The following is a 19,055-nucleotide window of genomic DNA, read 5'->3' as shown; positions in this document are numbered from 1 at the left end:
GGTTTCAGGCTAGCGCAAGGGCGATGGTGGCCGCGTGCGGGCCTCCGTAGGCGCGGCTTCAGCCGCGACCGTCGTTCCCGGTCATGCCCGTGTCGTGGCTGAAGCCGCTCCTACAGGGAGCGGGCTGGGCATCCTTGTGGGACTTCAGTCCCGACGAGTGAAGTTGTCAGCTGTGCTTTGGGCTTCGCTCGTCGCGGCTGAAGCCGCTCCTCCACGTGGCGACGTGCTACGCCCCCTGCTCGCGCGCGATCGCACGCCAGCCGATGTCGTGGCGGTGGAATTCGCTGGCCCAATGAATCTGCTCCACGCCGGCGTACGCATGCCGCTGCGCCTCCGCCACGCTGTCGCCCAGCGCGGCCACGCACAGCACGCGGCCGCCGGCGCTGAGCACGCGGCCCTGCGCGTCCAGCGTGGTGCCGGCATGGAACACCTTGGCGTTGGCCGGCACCGCGTCCAGGCCGGTGATCGGCTCACCGGTGACCGGGGTCTCCGGATACGGCGCCGCCGCCAGCACCACGCCCAGCGACGGGCGCGGGTCCCACTGCGCCTGCGTCGCGTGCAGGCGCTCGTCGAGCGCGGCCTCAAGCAGGTCGAGCAGGTCCGACTGCAGGCGCAGCATCACCGGCTGCGTTTCCGGGTCGCCGAAGCGCACGTTGAATTCGATCACCTTGGGCGCGCCGCTGGCGTCGATCATCAGCCCGGCGTAGAGGAAGCCGGTGAACGGCACACCGTCGGCGCGCATGCCGCGCACGGTCGGCTCCACCACCTCGCGCATCACCCGCGCGTGGACTTCCGGCGTGACCACCGGCGCCGGCGAGTACGCGCCCATGCCGCCGGTGTTGGGGCCGGTGTCGCCGTCGCCGACGCGCTTGTGGTCCTGGCTGGTCGCCATCGGCAGCGCGGTGTGGCCGTCGACCATGGAGATGAAGCTGGCTTCCTCGCCCTCGAGGAATTCCTCGATCACCACGCGCGCGCCGGCGTCGCCGAAGGCGTTGCCGGAGAGCATGTCGCGCACCGCGGCCTCGGCCTCGTCCAGCGACATCGCCACGATCACGCCCTTGCCGGCGGCCAGACCGTCGGCCTTGATCACGATCGGCGCGCCCTTGGCGCGGACATAGGCCAATGCGGCCTCGACCTCGGTATGCACGGCGTAGAACGCGGTGGGAATGCCGTGGCGCTGCAGGAAGTCCTTGGCGTAGGCCTTGCTGCCTTCCAGCTGCGCGGCGGCGGCGCTGGGACCGAAGATGCGCAACCCGGCGGCGCGGAAGCGGTCGACCACGCCCAGCACCAGCGGCACTTCCGGGCCGACCACGGTCAGCGCCACGCCTTCGTCCTGGGCCAGCGCCAGCAGCCCGTCGAGGTCGTTCACCTTGACCGGCACGTTGCGGCACTTGGTCTCGCTGGCGGTGCCGGCATTGCCGGGCGCCACCAGCACTTCGTCGACACGGGGGGACTGGGCCAGCTTCCAGGCCAGGGCGTGTTCGCGGCCGCCGGAGCCGATGACGAGCAGTTTCATCGCGGAATTCCAGATTGCAGGGGAAAGGGGATCGGCTGCACCGGGCGCGCGTGCCTCATGCGCAGCCTTCGCGCTGCAGCGCTTCGGGGAAATGGTAGGTCCAGGTCTTCGTGTCCAGCACGAAGCGGTGTTCGCGCTGGACCTGACGCTGGCCGCAATCCACACCGGTTTCCTCGATCAGCAGCGGCCACACGCGGGCGGCGTGGTCGCGGTCGTCGAAGCGCAGGGCGAAGTCGAGGTCGAACTGGCCGGCCTTGCAGTCCGCTGCCGCATCGGCGGCGTCGCAGTCGGCGGCGGCGCCGTTGTCGATGTGGCTGCGCAGGCTGCCGGCATCGACCAGGCCCTTGGGGCCGGGCAGGATCAGCGTTTGCGATTGCAGCGCATAGCCCTGGCCGAACCAACCGTCCTCCACGCGGAACCCGTAGAAGTCGCTGCCGGCGCGGACGATGCCGACCTCGCCCGGCTGGCCGTTGCTGCCGTAGGTGCCGCCGGTGCGCTCGGCGGCGACGGCGAAGCCCTGGCCCTCGGGGCGCAGCACGTAGAAGTCGATGGTGCCCGGCTCCGGATGGCCGGCATCGCGCAGCGTGCCGCACACCGCCAGCAACTGCTGCCAGCCGTCGCCGATGACCACCGGCTGTTCGGCGCAGACCTGCCAGTCCACCGCATGGCTCGCGCCATCCTGGGTCCACTGCCCCGGCCAGTGCCCGGCGAGCATGGCGGCGCTGCCGTAGCGTTGCTGCAGGAACGCCTGCAGCCGCGCGGTGCGGCTGACGTGGGCCGGCGCTGCGGCGCTGGCGGACGCAGGTGCCGCGTTGGGGGCGGGTGCAGCGGCCGGCGTGCAGCCGCCGAGCACGAGCACGCCGGCCAGGGCCAGCATGGCGAGCGGACGGGGCGCGACAGCGGACATGCGCAGCGCTCCGCGACTCAGTGCCGGAAGTGGCGCACGCCGGTGAACACCATGGCGATGCCGTGCTCGTCGGCCGCGGCGATGACCTCGGCGTCGCGCATCGAACCGCCGGGCTGGATCACTGCCTTGATGCCGGCCGCGGCGGCGGCGTCGATGCCGTCGCGGAACGGGAAGAACGCATCGGAGGCCATCACCGAGCCTTCCACGGCCAGGCCGGCATCGGTGGCCTTGATCCCGGCGATGCGCGCCGAATACACCCGGCTCATCTGCCCGGCGCCCACGCCGATGGTGCGGTGGTCCTTGGCGTAGACGATGGCGTTGGACTTGACGTACTTGGCCACCTTCCACGCGAACAGCAGGTCGGCGAACTGCGCCTCGGTCGGCGCCAGGCGGGTCACCACCTTCAGCGCATCGCGCGGCACCACATGCGCGTCGCTGGTCTGCAGCAGGATGCCGGAGCCAACGCGCTTGCTGTCGATGCCGTAGGCGCCGTCGCCGGCGGGGATGCGCAGCACGCGCACGTTGGCCTTCTTCTTGGCGTATTCGAGCGCGGCGTCGTCGTAGTCGGGGGCGATCAGCACTTCGACGAACTGGCGGTCCAGGATCACCTTGGCGGTGGCCGCATCCAGCGTGCGGTTGAAGGCGATGATGCCGCCGAAGGCGCTGGTCGGGTCGGTGGCGTAGGCCAGTTCGTAGGCGTCGCCGCAGCCGGCGCCGACCGCCACGCCGCACGGGTTGGCGTGCTTGACGATGACGCAGGCCGGCGCGTCGAACTGGCGCACGCACTCCCAGGCCGCGTCGCTGTCGGCGATGTTGTTGTAGGACAGCTCCTTGCCCTGCAGCTGGGTGAAGGTGGCCAGGGTGCCGGGGGTGGGGAAGAGGTCGCGGTAGAACGCGGCCTGCTGGTGCGGGTTCTCGCCGTAGCGCAGTTCCATCACCTTGACGAAGCTGGAGTTCATCTGCGCCGGGAACGGGCTGCGCACCGGCACCGCGGCGTCGCTGGCGGTGACTGCGGACAGGTAGTTGCTGATCGCCGCGTCGTACTGGGCGACGCGGTTGAACGCGGCCACGGCCAGGGCGAAGCGCTTGGCTGCCGACAAGCGGCCGTCGTTGGCCTCCAGTTCGGCCAGCAGCTCGGCGTACTGCGTCGGATCGGTGGCCACCGCCACGCGGGCGAAGTTCTTGGCCGCCGAGCGCAGCATCGCAGGGCCGCCGATATCGATGTTCTCGACCGCCACGTCGAGCGTGCAGTTGGCATCGGCGGTGACCCGCTCGAACGGATACAGGTTGAGCACGAGCAGGTCGATCGCGGCGATGCCGTGTTCGGCCATCACCGCATCGTCGGTGCCGGCGCGGCCAAGCAGGCCGCCGTGCACCAGCGGATGCAGGGTCTTGACCCGGCCGTCCATCATTTCCGGGAAGCCGGTCAGCTCGGACACGTCCTTCACCGCCAGCCCGGCTTCGCGCAGCGCCTTGGCGGTGCCGCCGGTGGACAGCAGTTCGACGTTGCGCGCGGCCAGCGCGCGGGCCAGGTCGATCAGGCCGGTCTTGTCGGAAACGGACAGCAGCGCCCGGCGCACGGGCAGGAAATCGGAGGACATGGGGCAGGGCGGGGGCAGCGGAACGGGCCGCCATTGTAGGCGCTGAGGCCCGCCGACGCCCGGCCGGGGCGCGCGCCCGGCCCGCCGATCGTGCATGCGAAGGCCCATTTCAGGCGATTGCGACGAAGGTGGTGCGGCTATAGGCAGCTTCGCTCTCGTACCGCAGGCGGCGCGACATCGCGCCGTGCAGCGTGTCGACCACGCCCATCCGCGGTGTCGCCTCGCGCGCGTCGCCTGCCGTGGGCGAGCGGGCGGCGGGGCGGGCGGCGCGCGCCATCGCGCGCGCAGCCGCGGCGATGCATTAGGCTGTCGCCGCCCCGCCCTCGCCGTCAGGACCACGCGCGTGTCGATCTATGCCCTCAAAGGACGTTTCCAGGATCTGCTGCGGCCGGGTGTGCGCGTGGTGTACCGGCGCGGCGTCACCGCCAACCAGGTGACCGTGGCCGCGGCGCTGCTGTCGTTGCTGGTCGCCGCGGTGGTCTACGCGCAAGGCGCCACGCAGCCGCTGTGGTACGCGCTGCTTCCCGTCTGGATGCTGCTGCGGATGGCCTTGAACGCGGTGGACGGCATGCTGGCGCGTGAGTTCGGCCAGCAGTCGCGGCTGGGCGCCTACCTCAACGAACTGAGCGACGTGGTCGCCGATGCGGCGCTGTACCTGAGCCTGCTTGGCGTGCCCGGCGTTGGCGCCGGCTGGCTGTGGCTGATGGCGCTGACTGCCGCGATGACCGAATATGCGGGCGTGCTCGGGCTGATGGTCGGCGCCAGTCGCCGCTACGATGGGCCGATGGGCAAGAGCGATCGTGCCTTCGTCGTCGGCCTGCTGGGGCTGCTGCTGGCCGGCGGCTGGATCGGGGCGGCGACGGTGACTGGGGTCGCCATGGGCGTGGCGCTGTTGTGCGTGGCGACCGTGGTGCGTCGGGTCGCCGCCGGATTGCGCGAGGCGGCCACGCGCGCCTGAGTGGGGGCGGCCGTCGCGGCCGCGGGGCACAGGGATTCACGGCAGACAGGACATCGGCAACGGATGCGGCAGGTCAACGAGAGCGAATTCGCCAGCTTCGACGGCACACGGCTGTTCTACCGGCACTGGCCGGCCACCGCGCCGGCGGCGCCGCCGCGGGCGGTGCTGCTGCTGCACCGCGGCCACGAACATTCCGGGCGGGTCATGCACCTGGCCGAGGAACTGGGCCTGGACGATTGCGCGCTGTTCGCCTGGGATGCGCGCGGCAATGGCCGCTCGCCCGGCGCGCGCGGCGACGCGCCCGGCTTCCCGGCGCTGGTGCGCGACCTGGACCGCTTCGTCGCGCACATCGGCGAGGTCCACGGCATCGCCGTGCAGGACATCGTGGTGGTGGCGCAGAGCGTGGGCGCGGTGATCGCCAGCACCTGGGTGCACGACTACGCGCCGCCGCTGCGCGCGCTGGTGCTGGCCTCGCCGGCGTTCAAGGTCAAGCTGTACGTGCCGTTCGCGCGGTCCGGGCTGGCCCTGATGCAGAAACTGCGCGGCAACTTTTTCGTCAACAGCTACGTCAAGCCGCAGTGGCTGACCCACGACCCGGCGCGGGTCGAGAGCTATCGCCACGATCCGCTGATCACTCGGCCGATCTCGGTGCGCGTGTTGCTCGGCCTGTATGCGGCGGCCGATCGCGTGGTCGGCGATGCGCAGGCGATCACCGTGCCGGTGCAACTGCTGGTGTCCGGCAGCGATTTCGTGGTGCACCGCGGACCGCAGGATCGCTTCTACGAGCGTTTGTCCTCGCCGGTGAAGGAGCGTCACCTGCTGCCCGGCTTCTTCCACGACACCTTGGGCGAGCGCGACCGCGCGCCGGCGCTGGCGCAGATCCGCCGCTTCGTGCGCGCGCGCTTCGCCGAGGCGCCGGCGCTGCCCAGCCTGCGCCAGGCGCACCGGCGCGGGCCGACCTTCGAGGAAGCCGAGCGCCTGGCCTGGCCGCCGCAGCGCTACAGCCTGCAGGACCTGCGCTGGCGCGGCGTGCGTGCCGGGCTGCGCCTGGGCGGGCGGCTGTCCGAGGGCATCGCCCTGGGCCTGCAGACCGGCTTCGATTCCGGCAGCACACTGGACTACATCTACCGCGACCAGGCCGCCGGGCGCGGCCCGCTGGGGCGGATGATCGACCGCAACTACCTGGATGCGATCGGCTGGCGCGGCATCCGCGTGCGCCGCCAGCATCTGCACGAACTGCTGGGCCTGGCGATGCAGCGGCTGCGCGCCGCCGGCCTGCCGGTGCGCGCGCTGGACATCGCCGCCGGCCACGGCCGCTACGTGCTCGAAGCGCTGGCCGGCGGCAGCCAGCGCGCCGATGCGATCGTGCTGCGCGATTTCAGCCCCTTGAACGTGGAGCAGGGCCGCGCGCTGATCGCCGCGCTCGGCGCCGCCGACATCGCCCGCTTCGAGCAGGGCGACGCCTTCGACCGCGACGCGCTGGCCGCGCTGCAACCGCGGCCGACGCTGGCGGTGGTGTCGGGCCTGTACGAGTTGTTCCCGGACAACGACCAGGTGCTGCGTTCGCTGCAGGGCGTGGCCGCGGCGGTGGCGCCGGGCGGCTACTTGGCCTACACCGGCCAGCCCTGGCATCCGCAGTTGGAGTTCATCGCCCGCGCGCTGACCAGCCATCGCGGCGGCGCGGCCTGGGTGATGCGCCGGCGCACCCAGCAGGAGATGGACGAACTGGTGCGCGCGGCCGGCTTCCGCAAGCTAGAGCAGCGCATCGACGACTGGGGCATCTTCACCGTGTCGCTGGCGCAGCGGATCACGCCATGAGCATGGCGGCCGCGCGGCCGTGGCGGCGTGCGCTGGCCTGGCTGGCGCTGCTGGGGCCGTTCTTCTTCCTCAGCTACGGCCTGGCCAACACGCTGGCGGCGCGCCGCGCCGACGTGCCGTCGTTGCCGTTCGCCTGGGAACCCCACATCCCGTTCTGGCCGTGGACCATCGTCCCGTACTGGTCGATCGACCTGTTCTACGCGGCCTCGTTCTTCGTCTGCCGCACGCGCGCCGAACTGGACACGCATGCACGGCGCCTGCTCACCGCGCAGCTGCTGGCCGTGGCCTGCTTCCTGTTGTGGCCGCTGCGTTTTAGCTTCGAGCGGCCAGCGACCGAGGGCGTGTTCGGCTGGCTGTTCGCGGTGCTGCTCGGCTTCGACAAGCCGTTCAACCAGGCGCCGTCGCTGCACATCGTGCTGCTGGTGGTGCTGTGGGTGCGCTATGCGCAGCATCTGCACGGGCTGGCGCGGTGGGTCCTGCACGGCTGGTTCGCGCTGATCGGGCTGTCGGTGCTGACCACCTACCAGCATCATTTCCTCGACGTGCCCACCGGCCTGGCCGCCGGCTGGCTGTGCGTGTGGCTGTGGCCGGAGCGCATCGCCGCGCCGTGGCGGGCGGCGGCACCGGCGCGCGATCCGCGGCGCTGGCGCCTGGCCGCGCTGTACCTGCTCGGCAGCACGGCCTGCGCGGCCGCCGCACGCGCGCTCGGGGGCGCCGGCTGGTGGCTGCTGTGGCCGGCGCTGTCGTTGCTGCTGGTCGCGCTCAGCTATGCGATGCTCGGCCCGCTCGGCCTGCAAAAGCGCGCCGACGGCCGCCTGAGCCTGGCCGCGCGCTGGCTGTACGCGCCGTACCTCGCCGCTGCGTGGCTCAACTCGCGCGCCTGGACCTGGCGCGATCCGGCGCCGCGCGCGATCGCCGACGGCGTCTGGCTCGGGCGCATGCCCGGCCGCGGCGAGCGTACGCGCTTCGCCGCGGTGGTCGACGTCAGCGCGGAACTGTCGTTGCGCGAGGCGCAGGCGCACGACCGCGTGGTGCCGATGCTGGACCTGGTGGCGCCGCCGGCCGCGGCCTTGCGCGCGGCCGCCGACGCGATCGCGACGGCGCGCGCGCACGGCCCGGTGCTGGCCTGCTGCGCGCTGGGCTATTCGCGCAGCGCGGCCGCGGTCGCCACCTGGCTGCTGCGCAGCGGCCGTGCCACCAGCGTGGACGACGCGCTGGCGCTGCTGCGGGCGCGCGCGCCAAGCATCGTGCTGGGGCCGGCGCAGCGTGCCGCCATCGCCGCCGCCTGCACCGCGCCGCCGGCGCCGCTGCAGGCGCAGGAACTGCCGGCATGAGCACGCCGCTGGAATTGCGCACGATGGCGGCGGTGCTGCGCCAGGGCGCGCCGCTGGATCGGCTGTCGCGGGTGTTGCTGGCGACGGCCCTGCTGCTGGGCGCCTGGGATGCCGGCACCGGCGCCATGCTTGCCGCGGCGTTGTGCGGAGGCTCGGTGTTGGCCGGCCTGCTGCAGCGCTACTGGGCGGCGCGGGTCGGTCTGGATGCGGAACTGCTCGAGGCGGTGCTGGCCGAAGCCGAGCCAGCGCGCGCCGGGGCCGACCTGGACGTGGTGCTGCAGCGCTTGGGCCTGCTGCGCACGCTGCCACCGCCGCGCGACTGGCTGGCGCGCTGGCAGGGCATGCGCGGTTTGCTGCGGCGGCAGGTGCTGTGCTTCGCCGCGCAACTGCTGATGCTGTTGCTGGCGCTGTGCATGGCGCGGTTCGGATGAGGAGGCGGGTACGATGACCGATGAACCTGCAGCAGCGTTGCGATCGGAGGTCGATGCGGCGCGGCAGGCGCTGTGGCAGCGCCTGCAGGCCTACGGTTTCGGGGAGGGCGAGGCGGCGTTGCCGGCATTCGTGCGCCGCGTGGCCAAGGAGGCCAATGTGTCGCGGGCGCTGGCCGCGCAGGCGGTCGAGGAATACCTGCGCTTCTGCTTCCTGGCCTGCGTGGCCGGCGAAGAGGTGACGCCCAGCGCCCTGATCGACCAGGTCTGGCATACCCACCTCACCGACACCCGCGAGTACTGGCAACGGTTCTGTCCGCAGGTGCTGCGGATCACCCTGCACCATCACCCCGGGCGCGGCGACCCGGCCGACGCCGAACGCTTCCAGGCACAGTACAAGGCCACGCTGGGGCACTACTGGCATCACTTCGGCGAGCCGCCTGTGGCGTGTTGGCCGGCACCGGCCGGCGCGCCGACCACGCCGGCCCCTCGCCAGGCCGGCACGCGCCGCGTCCTGCCCGCGGGCGGCGGCATTGCCCTGTGGGGCTGGCTGCTGGGCGTGGCACTGCTGTTTGCGGTGCTATGGCAGGGCAACGGCCCGCGCTCGCCGCTGCACTGGCCAGGGCCGCCGTTCCTGCTGCTGTTCCTGGCCGGTATCGGCCTGGCCTGGAGCCTGGGCGCGCGTCTGCGCCTGGCGGTGCGCGCACTGCGCGGCGGCGACACCCAGGCGACGCTGGACGCGGCCGAACTGGCGTATCTCGCGGGCGGCAGCGAGCGCGTCGCCGATCAACAGTTGGCGCTGCTGCTGGCGGCCGGGGCGGTGCGCCTGCACGTCGACCCGCGCGTGCGCCGCCAGGCGCTTCTGGAGCACACCCGCGTCGCCGCACCGCCGCCGTTGCAGCGTGCGCAGGCGATCGTGCGCGCGCATCCGCACCTGGCGCAGGCGCTGGCCGCGTTGCGGCGCGACGCCGCGCCGCTGCGCCGGTCGCTGGTCGCCAAGGGGCTGTGGCTGGGACATGGCCAGGCGCTGTGTGCGCGCCTGTTCGGCGCCGCGCCGTTGCTGGCGCTGTGGACCTTTGGCCTGCTGAAGCTGCGTATCGGCCTGCAGCTGCAGCGCCCGATCGGTTTCCTGGTGGCGGCGATGGTGGTCGTCACGGTCGTTGCGCTCGGTTTCCTGCTCACGCCGCCGCGGCGCAGCGTCGCCGGTGATGCGCTATTGGCCGAGCGCGATGCGGCCTGGCGCGACGGCGTCACCGCGCCCTCGCTGGCGCCCGGTTCGCACCTGGCGCTGCCGCTGGCCCTGGCCGGCACCAGCGTGCTGATGACCACACCCTGGGCCGACTACCACGCCTTGCGTTCGCCGCTGTCCAACGGTGGCGGCGGTAGCGCTTCGACCACCAGTTGCGGTGGCGGTGGCGGCAGCAGCGATGGCGGCGGCAGCAGTTGCGGCGGTGGTGGTTGCGGCGGATGTGGAGGTGGCGACTGATGGCCGGTTCGAGCTGGCACATGCGGCGCGCGCAGTGGCGTGGGCGCCTGGCGCTGGCGTTGCGCGCGCGCGGGGCCACGCCCAACGGCGTGTCCTGGAGCGGGCTGGCGTGCGCGGTGCTGGCCGCGCTGATGTTCGCCCTGGCCTGGCGCGAGCCGCCGGCCAATGCCGCCGCGTTGCTGGTGCTGGCGGCGCTGGCGCTGCAGGCGCGACTGCTGTGCAACCGCCTGGACGGGCTGCTGGCGCATCAGACGCAGCTGATCGGCCGTGCCGGTGCGGTGTACAACGAGGCGCCGGACCGCTTGTCGGACGTGGCGGTATGCCTGGGCGTGGGCTATGGCCTGCAGCCGGTGCTGGGCATCGGTGCGGAACTGGGCTGGGCCGCCGCCCTGCTGTGCGTGGGCACCGCCTATGTGCGCATGCTCGGCCTGGCCTGCGCGGTGCGCGAACCGCTGCAGGGGCCGATGGCGCGCGTGCAGCGCATGCATTGGCTGTCGCTGGCCGCGTTGGCGGCGGCCGCCGCGCTGCTGCTGCAACACGCCATGCTGGCCCGCATGATTCTGGCCGTCGCGCTGGGGCTGCTGATCGCCGCCGCCGCCCTCACCATCGTGATTCGCGTGCGCGCCATCGTGCGCGAACTGGAGTGGAAATGATCGCCCGCCTGATCGCCCGCGGCTGCAGCGCCGCGATCCGCCTGCTCACCGGCGCGCGTGCGCTGTGGCGCGGCTGCATGCCGTCCAGCGAACGCCGTGTGTACTACGGCAACCACGCCAGCCATGGCGATTTCGTGCTGATCTGGTCGTCGCTGCCGGCGCCGCTGCGGCGCGAGGTGCGGCCGGTGGCGGCGGCCGACTATTGGCAACGCGACGCGCTGCGCCGCTACCTGATCCACGCGGTATTCAACGGCGTGCTGATCGAGCGCGAGGCCGCGCAGCGCACGCGCGATCCGATCGACTGCCTGTGCGAGGCGGTGGACGCCGGCGGCTCGCTGATCCTGTTCCCGGAAGGCACGCGCAACACCGAGGACGGCCTGCTGCCGTTCAAGAGCGGGCTCTATCACCTGGCGCGGCAGCGTCCGGAACTGGAGTTCGTGCCGGTGTGGATCGACAACCTCAAGCGGGTGATGCCCAAGGGCATGTGGCTGCCGCTGCCGTTGCTGTGCACCACCACCTTCGGCGAACCGCTGCGGCTGGGCGCCGGCGAGGACAAGCAGGCCTTCCTCGATCGCGCGCGCGCGGCCTTGTTGGCGTTGGCGCCGGAGCAGGCGGAGGCGGCCCGATGAATCCGATCGCGCTGAGCGACCACCTGCAGCAATCCTCGCTGCGACAACAGACGGTGTGGCTGTTCCTGGGCATCGCCACGGTGCTGATCGTGGCCACGCTGATCGCCGAGACCTTGCGCTGGCGCGCACGCGGGCGGCCCAGCGCGGTGCTGGACAACCTGGTGGCGCGGATTCGCGCCTGGTGGGTGATGGCCGGGGTGGTGGCACTGGCGTTCGCCTTCGGCCGGCTCGGCGTGATCGTGCTGTTCGCGCTGGTGTCGCTGTTCGCGCTGCGCGAGTTCATCACCCTCACCCCGACCCGGCGCGGCGACTACTACGCGCTGCTGGCCGCGTTCTACGTGGTGCTGCCGTGGCAGTACTGGCTGGTGTGGAGCGACTGGTACGGCCTGTACACGCTGCTGATCCCGGTCTACGCGTTCCTGGTGCTGCCGATCCTGGCGACCATCGGTGGCGATACCACGCGCTACCTGGAGCGCACGGCCAAGGTGCAGTGGGGACTGATGATCTGCGTGTTCTGCATCTCGCACGTGCCCGCGCTGCTGAACCTGCGCATCCCCGGCTACGAGGACCGCAACCTGCTGCTGTTCGCGTTCCTGGTGATCGTGGTGCAGTCCTCGGACGTGCTGCAGTACGTCTGGGGCAAGCTGCTGGGCCGGCATCTGATCGCGCCCAAGCTGTCGCCGTCCAAGACCGTGGAAGGCTTCGTCGGCGGCATCCTCTCGGCCAGCCTGCTCGGCGCGGCGCTGTGGTGGATCACCCCGTTCTCGCCGCTGCAGGCGTTCGCGCTGGCGCTGGTGGCCAACCTGATGGGTTTCTTCGGCGGCCTGGTGATGTCGGCGATCAAGCGCGACCGCGGCATCAAGGACTGGGGCCACATGATCGAAGGCCACGGCGGCGTGCTCGATCGACTGGATTCGGTGTGTTTTGCGGCGCCGGTGTTCTTCCACCTGATCCGCTATGGATGGGTGTGAGGGGCGGGGAGTGGGGATGGTGGGATTGGGGAGTGGGGATTGGTTGGAGCGGCGCGCGGTGCGCGTGTGCGCCTGTGCGGGCGTAGGAGCGGCTTCAGCCGCGATGCTTTACCGAGAGCGCATCGCAGGAGGACAGCAAGGCTTCCGCACCCGCATCTTCAGACGATGTCGCGTCGGGGCTGAAGCCCCTCCCACAGTAGCGAGGCGCGCGTTTCGGCGTTCGGTGTTTTCTTCGCCGCGGTGGTGCGTTCGATACCGCCTGGATAGGTTTCAGGCGTCGCGGCTGAAGCCGCTCCTACGAGGGCGATGTGCAGGCGCTACACGCTCCGTATCGGATTGCTTGACAGTCACGTCATGCAGGACAGCACGCTTGGTTCCCGATTCCCGATTCCCGATTCCCGGCCTTCCACCAGCCGCAGGCTGGTCATCCCGAATCCCCAATCCCCAATCCCGGCCTCACTCAGGCCAGCCCATATTCCTTGAGCTTCTTGCGCAGGGTGGCGCGGTGGATGCCCAGCAGCGCCGCGGCGCGGCTCTGGTTGCCTTCGCAATGGTTGAGCACTTCCACGAACAACGGGATCTCCATCTCGCGCAGCACGATCTCGTACACGTCGTCGGCGTCGCAGCCGTCGAGGTCGCGCAGGTAGCGGCGGACCGATTGCGCCACGTGTTCGCGCAGCGGCGGCTTCGGCGCGCCGCGACTGGAGTCAGGACGAGTGGTGGCGGCGTTCAAGTTCGACGGATCCCCGGATGACAGCGGCACCGGACGGCAGGAGGGCCGGCGCGGGGGGACGAGTCTAGCGCGTGGCCTGCGCCGCTGCCATGCCGGAGTGCCCGAACGCAGCGTTCTCAGTGGAAATCGAAACTGAATGCCGCAGTCTCGGCGGCCGGTTCGCGCACCTGGAACGCGATCTGTGCGCTCTGTCCCGGCGCCAGGGTGGCGCTGTCCGGACGCGCGCGGCCCAGGTACTCCTGCGGGCGCAGCACGCGGCTGCCGATGGTGCGACCGTCGGCGTCGGCCAGCGACAACTGCAGCAGCGGCCAGGCCTGCGCCCAGCGTGCGTCGTTGCGGAAGGTCGCCTGCACCTGCAGGGTGCCGGCCTGGCCGGGCAGCGGCCGCACCTCGCGGCTGAGCATGGTGAAGGCGGCCGGCTCGCGCCAGGCCGGCACGCTGCAGCGCAGGACCTGGCAGACCCCGGCCACCCATGGCCGCCAGCGCGGATCGGCGCCCAGGCGCTGGCGATCGGCGATGAGGATCTGCAGCGCCAGCAGCAGGCCCAGCCCGACCAGCGCGATCCACTGCCACGGCGCAGCGCGCAGCACCGGGCGCCGCCCGCGCGGGCCGTGCAGGAAGCTCGGTGCGGCAACGGGTGCGGCAGCGGGGCTGGCGGTCGCGGTGGCCGCGGTCGTGGCGGGGACCGGTGCCGGCGTGGGGTCTGTCGCCGGCGCGGGCGCTGGCATCCGCGCCTCCAGGTCGTCCGTGTCAGGCGTGGCGGGGTGCGTGTCGATGTCGTGCTCGGTCTCGAGCGGCGTCGCGTTCGCAGACGCGGGCGAGACGCTCGGCGCCACCGGCGGCGCTGCGGTGTCGGTCAGCGGCGCCGCGGCTGCCGACACGTCATCGTCCGCCGCCGGCGCGACCGGGGTCGCGTCCCGCGTGGCGGCCGGATCGGGCTGACGCAGCAAGGTGGCAAGGCTGGGACGGGGCGGAGTGCGATCGGGCATGCGCGACGGCGGCGACGGCGAGAGCCGTATTCAAGCATGCGCCGGCGGGATGTGCAGCGCACGGCGGACGGGCTGCGGCCTTCCAGGACGGGACAGAGCCGGAGCAAGAGCCGTCACGAGGGTCGACGAGCCTCCACGCCATGCGCTAGCACGCCACAGCACTTGTCGTTTGTCGCAGCGCATGGCCAAACGCGCCATAGGAAGACACCGCCTCCAACCGGGGCATGCGCAGAAAGCCGCGCCGCCATCGCCCAGGGCCTGCTGACGCGGCCGGCTTGGCGATCCGCCGCATCGCGCTCAGCGCGACTTGCGGGTGTCGAGCAGGTCCAGCAGGCCGGCGCGCTGGCGCGGACTCAGGCTTTCGAAGCGCTCCAGCAGGCGCAGGTGCTGGTCGGTGAACTGGTATTGGTTGCGCAGTTCGCCGATGGCGGCGGCGTCCACCGCGATCGGTTCGCCGAACACGCGCTCGCCGCGGCCGGTGGCCAGGTACTCGAAGCTCAGCCCGCTGCGGCGGGCCAGGGCGATCAGGTGCTCCACGGCCGGCGCGGTGCCCTCGGCCATTTCCCACTGCGCCACCGCGCTGCGGGTCACGCCGAGGTCCAGCGCCAGGGCCTCCTGGGTGAGGCCGGTGAGCTTGCGCGCTTCGCGCACCCGTTCGTACAGCTTGCTGTTCACACGCACCTCCGCAGGGGAGGCGAGATATAGCCGCGCCGGCCGCCACGGTTGGTTCGCAGCGCTGTCCAGCGATGAAATGTTAGCGATACTGTCTTTGCGTCATCGGGCCGGCGCGCTCAGCAAGGGGCCGCGCTCGGGCCTGGCGAATGCCGCACCCGGTGCTGCCGGGCGTGGTCGCGCCCGCGGTTCAGTCGTGGCGCACGCCGTCGATGCGCATCCAGTCGCCATCCTGTTCGGTGCGCAGTTGCGTGAACCACGGCGCGTAGCGCTGCAGCAGTTCTTGTTCCTGGCCGTGCAGGATGCCGGACAGGGCGATGCGCCCGCCCGGGGCCACGCGCGCGGCCAGGGTCGGCGCCAGCGCATCCAGCGCCGAGGCCAGGATGTTGGCCACCACCACCGGATAAGTGGCGGCCGGTTCGTCGGCGGGCAGGTACACCGCCAGGCGTTCGCCGACCGCATTGCGTTCGGCGTTGTCGTGGCTGGCCAGCAGCGCCTGCGGGTCGTTGTCCACGCCCACCGCGGCGGCGGCGCCCAGCTTCAGCGCGGCCAGCGCCAGGATCCCCGAACCGCAGCCGAAATCGAGCACGCGCGCCTGCGTCAGGACGCCGTCGGTGGCCAGCGCGTCCAGCCAGCGCAGGCACAGCGCGGTGGTCGGGTGGGTGCCGGAGCCGAACGCCAGGCCCGGATCCAGGCGCACCACCGCGGCGTCGGCGCCGCTGGCGTCCTCCGGCAGGTCGTGGTTCCACGGCACGATGAAGGTGCGCGCACCGAAGCGCATCGGCTGGAACTGGTCCAGCCAGGCCCGTTCCCAGTCCTGGTCGTCGACCTTGCGGAAAGTGACCTGAGCCCAGTCCAGCCCGGGGTCGAACGCCTCCAGCGCGGCCAGCAGCACCAGCCCGTCCTGGTCCTCGGGGAACAGCGCGCTCAGCACCAGCGTGCCCCACAGCGGGGTCTCGCCCACGCCTGGTTCCAGGATCGCGCGTTCGTTGCTGGTGTCGGCGTCGGCATCGAGCAGGGTCACCGCCAGCGCGCCGACGTCCTCCAGCGCAGTTTCGTAGCGGGGCTGGGTGGCGTCGGTGCAGCGCAGGGTCAGTTCGAGGAACGGCATCGGTCGGTGGGGCAAGAAGGGGAAGCGCGCATCTTAGACGGGCGGCGGACCTCGCGCTGAAGGCCGCCTTGCCGGCGCAGCATGCCGTTCGTCCGGCGGCGGCACCGCCACAGGCATTTGGCGCATGCCGTGGCCGCGGCCTGGGGTAGACTGCCGGCTCGCAGCGGCCGGGCGACAGGGGGTCCGGCTGCGCTTGTGCCCGTTGTCCGGCTCTCTTGCGCATGCCCGTCGTGTCCCGTCCAACCTGGCTGTTGCTGGCGCCCGCCGCGCTGTTGCTGGGCGTGGTCGCCTATCGCGCGCTGTCCTTGCCGCCGGCACCGGCCGCGGCCGTGCCGACGGCTGCGGTGGCGGCCGGTGCCGCTCCTGCGCCCGCCGCTCCTGCGCCCGCCGCGCCGGCCAGCGCGCTGTTGCCGGCGTCGACGCCGGCGCGCCTGCGTGGCGAGACCGAGGGCGAACGCGGCGCCGATCTCTACCGTGCCGCGCAGCAGCTGTCGATCGCCGCCGCGCACGGCGACCCCGAGGCCTCCTGGCGGCTCAGCCGCATCTACGACTATTGCGCCGGCTATGCGATGGACCCGATCGGCTATGGCGCCGACACCCGCGCGATCGCCGACGCGCGCCTGCCGATCTCGGCGCAGATGGTGCAGGCGCGCGCCCGCGTCGGCCGCCGCTGCGCCGGATTCGTGCCCGGCGACGGCCTGACCCGGCAGACCATCGTCGCCCAGCGCGTGCAGGCCGCGCGCGGCGGCAACCTGGCCGCCGAAGCGGCGCTGCTGGCGTTGGGCCAGCCATTGCACGCCGGCGCCGAGTACAAGCGCGATCTGGTGGCGCGGGTGCGCGCCTCCGGCGATCCCGATGCCTACGTGGCGCTGGCGCCGGCGATGGGCCTGGCCGCCAGCGGCGACGACGGCCTGGACGGCCGCGTGGCCGGCACCCAGTTTTCCGAATTGGCCTGGCAGTTGGCCGCCTGCAGGCTGGGATTGGATTGCGGCCCGGACAGCGAGTTGATGACCCGCTATTGCGCCAACGGCGGGATCTGCTCGCGCGATCCCACCCAGGATTTCAGCAGCTTTGTTTACGACGCCGCGGTCCCGCGGCAAGGCACGGACACGATGAACGACATGGTCAACCGACTGGTGGACAGCACGGGAGCAGGCTCATGAATTACCGGCGATGGCTGCACGGCGCCAAATTCTGGTTCTGGGTCCTGGCCTTCGTCGCCTATTCGGCGGCGGCGGCGGGCCTGCTGCTGATCGACACCGCCGAACAGCGCTACCGCGGCCTGTCCAAGGTCGAACTGACCACGGCGCGCTCCACGCCGGACGTGCGCCGCGCCGGCGCCGCGCAGGTGGCGGCGATCTACCGCGCCAACAGCGGCATGCCGTTCTCCACCCTGGCCCCGGGCAGCACCTTCCAGATCGTCTGGCCGGACGGCTCCACCGAGACGGTGATGATCGTCAGCCCGACCTCGAGCCTGGGCGTGGAGCCGGTGGTGGGGACGCAGCAGGGGAAGTAGCCGGGAGTGGGGAATCGGGAGTGGCGGGCTGCGCGTGTGCCAGCCCGCTGCGATGCCAGGCAGTCGTAGGAGCGGCTTCAGCCGCGACGCGTCACCATCAGGTCGCGCCACTCCGGATGGAGTGGCGCTTTTTTCGTCAGTTTGCGTGACACTGGCATGCGCCGGCGCAGCCTCTTGCGAATCCCGAATCCCGAATCCCGAATCCCGAATCCCGAATCCCGAATCCCGAATCCCGACCGTTCCTACAGCGCGATCGACTTGTTCTTGCGTTCGGCCAGGCGCTTTTCCAGGTAGTGGATGTTCTGGCCGCCGGCCTGGAAGCCCTTGTCGCGCATGATCCGCTGCTGCAGCGGGATGTTGGTCTTGATGCCGTCCACCACCATCTCGCTCAGCGCCACGCGCATGCGCGCGATCGCGGTCTCGCGGTCGGGGCCGTGCACGATCAGCTTGCCGATCATCGAGTCGTAGTTCGGCGGGACCTTGTAGCCGCTGTAGATGTGCGTGTCCACGCGCACGCCGGGGCCGCCGGGCGGATGGAAGCCGGTGATCAGGCCCGGGTTGGGCATGAAGGTTTCCGGGTCCTCGGCGTTGATGCGGCACTCGATCGCATGGCCGCGCAGGACGATGTCCTTCTGCTTGATGCTGAGCTTGTGCCCGGCGGCGATGCGCAGCTGCTCGCAGACCAGGTCGATGCCGGTGATGCGCTCGGTGACCGGGTGCTCCACCTGGATGCGCGTGTTCATTTCGATGAAGTAGAAGCGGCCGTTCTCGAACAGGAACTCGAAGGTGCCGGCGCCGCGGTAGCCGATGCGGATGCAGGCGTCCACGCAGACCTTGCCGATCTCGTTGCGCAGTTCCTCGGTGATGCCCGGCGCCGGCGCTTCCTCCACCACCTTCTGGTGGCGGCGCTGCATCGAGCAGTCGCGCTCGCCCAGGTGGATGGCGCCGCCCTGGCCGTCGGCCAGCACCTGGATCTCCACGTGGCGCGGATTCTCCAGGAACTTCTCCATGTACACCTGGTCGTTGCTGAAGGCGGCCTTGGCTTCGGACTTGGTGGTCTCGATCGCGGCCTTCAGCGCGGCCTCCGAATGCACCACGCGCATGCCGCGGCCGCCGCCGCCGCCGGCGGCCTTGATGATCACCGGGTAGCCGATCTCGCGGGCGATCTTGGTGTTGGCGACGATGTCCTCGCCCAGCGGGCCGCCCGAGCCGGGCACGCACGGCACGCCGGCGGCCTTCATTGCGCGGATCGCCTCGACCTTGTCGCCCATCAGGCGGATGGTGTCGGCCTTGGGCCCGATGAAGATGAAGCCGGACTGCTCCACGCGCTCGGCGAAGTCGGCGTTCTCCGACAGGAAGCCGTAGCCGGGATGGATGGCCTGGGCGTCGGTGACCTCGGCCGCGGCGATCAGCGCCGGGATGTTGAGGTAGCTCTCCGACGAGGGTGCCGGGCCGATGCACACCGACTCGTCGGCCATGGCCACGTGCTTGAGGTTGCGGTCCACGGTGGAATGCACCGCGACCGTGCGGATGCCGAGCGTATGGCACGCGCGCAGGATGCGCAGCGCGATTTCGCCGCGATTGGCGATGACGACTTTATCGAGCATGGGAAGGGATTCCGAACGCGGGAGGTGTTCGGGACCCGGGGCTCGGGACCCGGGACCCGGAAAAGCAGGAGCGAAAGCCGAATCGGCGCTCTTGCTGTTCCGGGTCCCGGGTCCCGGGTCCCGAGT

At 71.5% G+C, this 19,055-nt stretch carries 19 protein-coding genes; 10 read left to right on the top strand and 9 right to left on the bottom strand.

Going from position 1 to position 19,055, the window contains the following annotated elements:
• Nucleotides 1-226 precede the first annotated feature (226 nt).
• From purD to FHR56_RS02605, 4 genes are all read right to left on the bottom strand, one after another.
• Nucleotides 227-1,516 (bottom strand): phosphoribosylamine--glycine ligase, encoded by a 1,290-nt coding sequence (gene purD, locus FHR56_RS02620; protein ID WP_160946150.1) that lies wholly within the window; start codon nt 1,514-1,516, stop codon nt 227-229.
• A 55-nt stretch (nt 1,517-1,571) separates the two neighbouring features.
• A complete protein-coding gene (locus tag FHR56_RS02615) occupies nt 1,572-2,423 on the bottom strand; it encodes a hypothetical protein (RefSeq protein WP_160946151.1) in 852 nt (283 codons plus the stop codon).
• A gap of 17 nt (nt 2,424-2,440) precedes the next feature.
• Nucleotides 2,441-4,024, bottom strand: a complete 1,584-nt coding sequence (purH, locus tag FHR56_RS02610) for a bifunctional phosphoribosylaminoimidazolecarboxamide formyltransferase/IMP cyclohydrolase (protein ID WP_160946152.1) — start codon at nt 4,022-4,024, stop codon at nt 2,441-2,443.
• Nucleotides 4,025-4,133: 109 nt separating this feature from the next.
• The gene (locus tag FHR56_RS02605) at nt 4,134-4,301 is read right to left on the bottom strand and encodes a hypothetical protein (protein ID WP_160946153.1); all 168 of its coding nucleotides are present in this window, start codon (nt 4,299-4,301) and stop codon (nt 4,134-4,136) included.
• A 66-nt stretch (nt 4,302-4,367) separates the two neighbouring features.
• Here FHR56_RS02605 and FHR56_RS02600 point away from each other — a divergent pair, with 66 nt between their 5' ends.
• The 8 genes from FHR56_RS02600 (at nt 4,368) to FHR56_RS02565 (ending at nt 12,301) form a co-directional block, all read left to right on the top strand.
• Nucleotides 4,368-4,982: a CDP-alcohol phosphatidyltransferase family protein gene (locus tag FHR56_RS02600; RefSeq protein ID WP_160946154.1), complete on the top strand. Its 615-nt coding sequence runs from the start codon at nt 4,368-4,370 to the stop codon at nt 4,980-4,982.
• 63 nt (nt 4,983-5,045) lie between these two features.
• Entirely contained in the window at nt 5,046-6,800 is a 1,755-nt protein-coding gene (locus tag FHR56_RS02595) for a bifunctional alpha/beta hydrolase/class I SAM-dependent methyltransferase (RefSeq protein WP_160946155.1), read from the top strand.
• Entirely contained in the window at nt 6,797-8,134 is a 1,338-nt protein-coding gene (locus FHR56_RS02590) for a phosphatase PAP2/dual specificity phosphatase family protein (protein ID WP_160946156.1), read from the top strand. The genes FHR56_RS02595 and FHR56_RS02590 overlap by 4 nt, the downstream gene beginning before the upstream one ends.
• On the top strand, nt 8,131-8,565 hold the full coding sequence (locus FHR56_RS02585) for a hypothetical protein (protein ID WP_160946157.1): 435 nt from the start codon (nt 8,131-8,133) through the stop codon (nt 8,563-8,565). The genes FHR56_RS02590 and FHR56_RS02585 overlap by 4 nt, the downstream gene beginning before the upstream one ends.
• Nucleotides 8,566-8,578: 13 nt before the next feature.
• Nucleotides 8,579-10,048, top strand: coding sequence for a TIGR04222 domain-containing membrane protein (locus FHR56_RS02580; RefSeq protein WP_160946158.1), 1,470 nt, complete (start codon nt 8,579-8,581; stop codon nt 10,046-10,048).
• Nucleotides 10,049-10,068: 20 nt separating this feature from the next.
• On the top strand, nt 10,069-10,701 hold the full coding sequence (locus FHR56_RS02575; RefSeq protein ID WP_184502582.1) for a CDP-alcohol phosphatidyltransferase family protein: 633 nt from the start codon (nt 10,069-10,071) through the stop codon (nt 10,699-10,701).
• Nucleotides 10,698-11,330, top strand: coding sequence for a lysophospholipid acyltransferase family protein (locus FHR56_RS02570; RefSeq protein ID WP_160946160.1), 633 nt, complete (start codon nt 10,698-10,700; stop codon nt 11,328-11,330). Before FHR56_RS02575 ends, FHR56_RS02570 begins: the two co-directional genes overlap by 4 nt.
• Nucleotides 11,327-12,301, top strand: a complete 975-nt coding sequence (locus FHR56_RS02565) for a phosphatidate cytidylyltransferase (RefSeq protein WP_160946161.1) — start codon at nt 11,327-11,329, stop codon at nt 12,299-12,301. The genes FHR56_RS02570 and FHR56_RS02565 overlap by 4 nt, the downstream gene beginning before the upstream one ends.
• Nucleotides 12,302-12,761: 460 nt before the next feature.
• Here FHR56_RS02565 and fis read toward each other — a convergent pair whose 3' ends face one another.
• The 4 genes from fis to prmA all read right to left on the bottom strand — a co-directional run bounded on the left by fis (nt 12,762) and on the right by prmA (nt 15,806).
• A complete protein-coding gene (gene fis / locus FHR56_RS02560; protein WP_010343856.1) occupies nt 12,762-13,034 on the bottom strand; it encodes a DNA-binding transcriptional regulator Fis in 273 nt (90 codons plus the stop codon).
• A 116-nt stretch (nt 13,035-13,150) separates the two neighbouring features.
• The gene (locus tag FHR56_RS20570) at nt 13,151-14,023 is read right to left on the bottom strand and encodes a DUF3426 domain-containing protein (protein ID WP_237473072.1); all 873 of its coding nucleotides are present in this window, start codon (nt 14,021-14,023) and stop codon (nt 13,151-13,153) included.
• A gap of 297 nt (nt 14,024-14,320) precedes the next feature.
• A complete protein-coding gene (locus tag FHR56_RS02550) occupies nt 14,321-14,698 on the bottom strand; it encodes a helix-turn-helix domain-containing protein (protein ID WP_160946162.1) in 378 nt (125 codons plus the stop codon).
• A gap of 187 nt (nt 14,699-14,885) precedes the next feature.
• A complete protein-coding gene (gene prmA / locus FHR56_RS02545) occupies nt 14,886-15,806 on the bottom strand; it encodes a 50S ribosomal protein L11 methyltransferase (RefSeq protein WP_160946163.1) in 921 nt (306 codons plus the stop codon).
• Nucleotides 15,807-16,027: 221 nt separating this feature from the next.
• Between prmA and FHR56_RS02540 the strand changes: the two genes are divergently transcribed.
• Together FHR56_RS02540 and FHR56_RS02535 are read left to right on the top strand one after the other, a co-directional pair.
• Nucleotides 16,028-16,969, top strand: coding sequence for a hypothetical protein (locus tag FHR56_RS02540; RefSeq protein WP_160946164.1), 942 nt, complete (start codon nt 16,028-16,030; stop codon nt 16,967-16,969).
• The gene (locus FHR56_RS02535; protein ID WP_160946165.1) at nt 16,966-17,322 is read left to right on the top strand and encodes a hypothetical protein; all 357 of its coding nucleotides are present in this window, start codon (nt 16,966-16,968) and stop codon (nt 17,320-17,322) included. The genes FHR56_RS02540 and FHR56_RS02535 overlap by 4 nt, the downstream gene beginning before the upstream one ends.
• Nucleotides 17,323-17,564: 242 nt before the next feature.
• Here FHR56_RS02535 and accC read toward each other — a convergent pair whose 3' ends face one another.
• On the bottom strand, nt 17,565-18,929 hold the full coding sequence (accC, locus tag FHR56_RS02530; RefSeq protein ID WP_010343850.1) for an acetyl-CoA carboxylase biotin carboxylase subunit: 1,365 nt from the start codon (nt 18,927-18,929) through the stop codon (nt 17,565-17,567).
• Nucleotides 18,930-19,055 lie beyond the last annotated feature (126 nt).

The organism is Xanthomonas sp. F10 (genome assembly GCF_014206815.1).
In the GTDB taxonomy this organism is placed as follows: Bacteria; Pseudomonadota; Gammaproteobacteria; order Xanthomonadales; family Xanthomonadaceae; genus Xanthomonas_A; species Xanthomonas_A indica.
The sequence above is the reverse complement of the archived record's forward strand: the minus strand, read 5'-3'. Positions and strand labels throughout refer to the sequence as shown.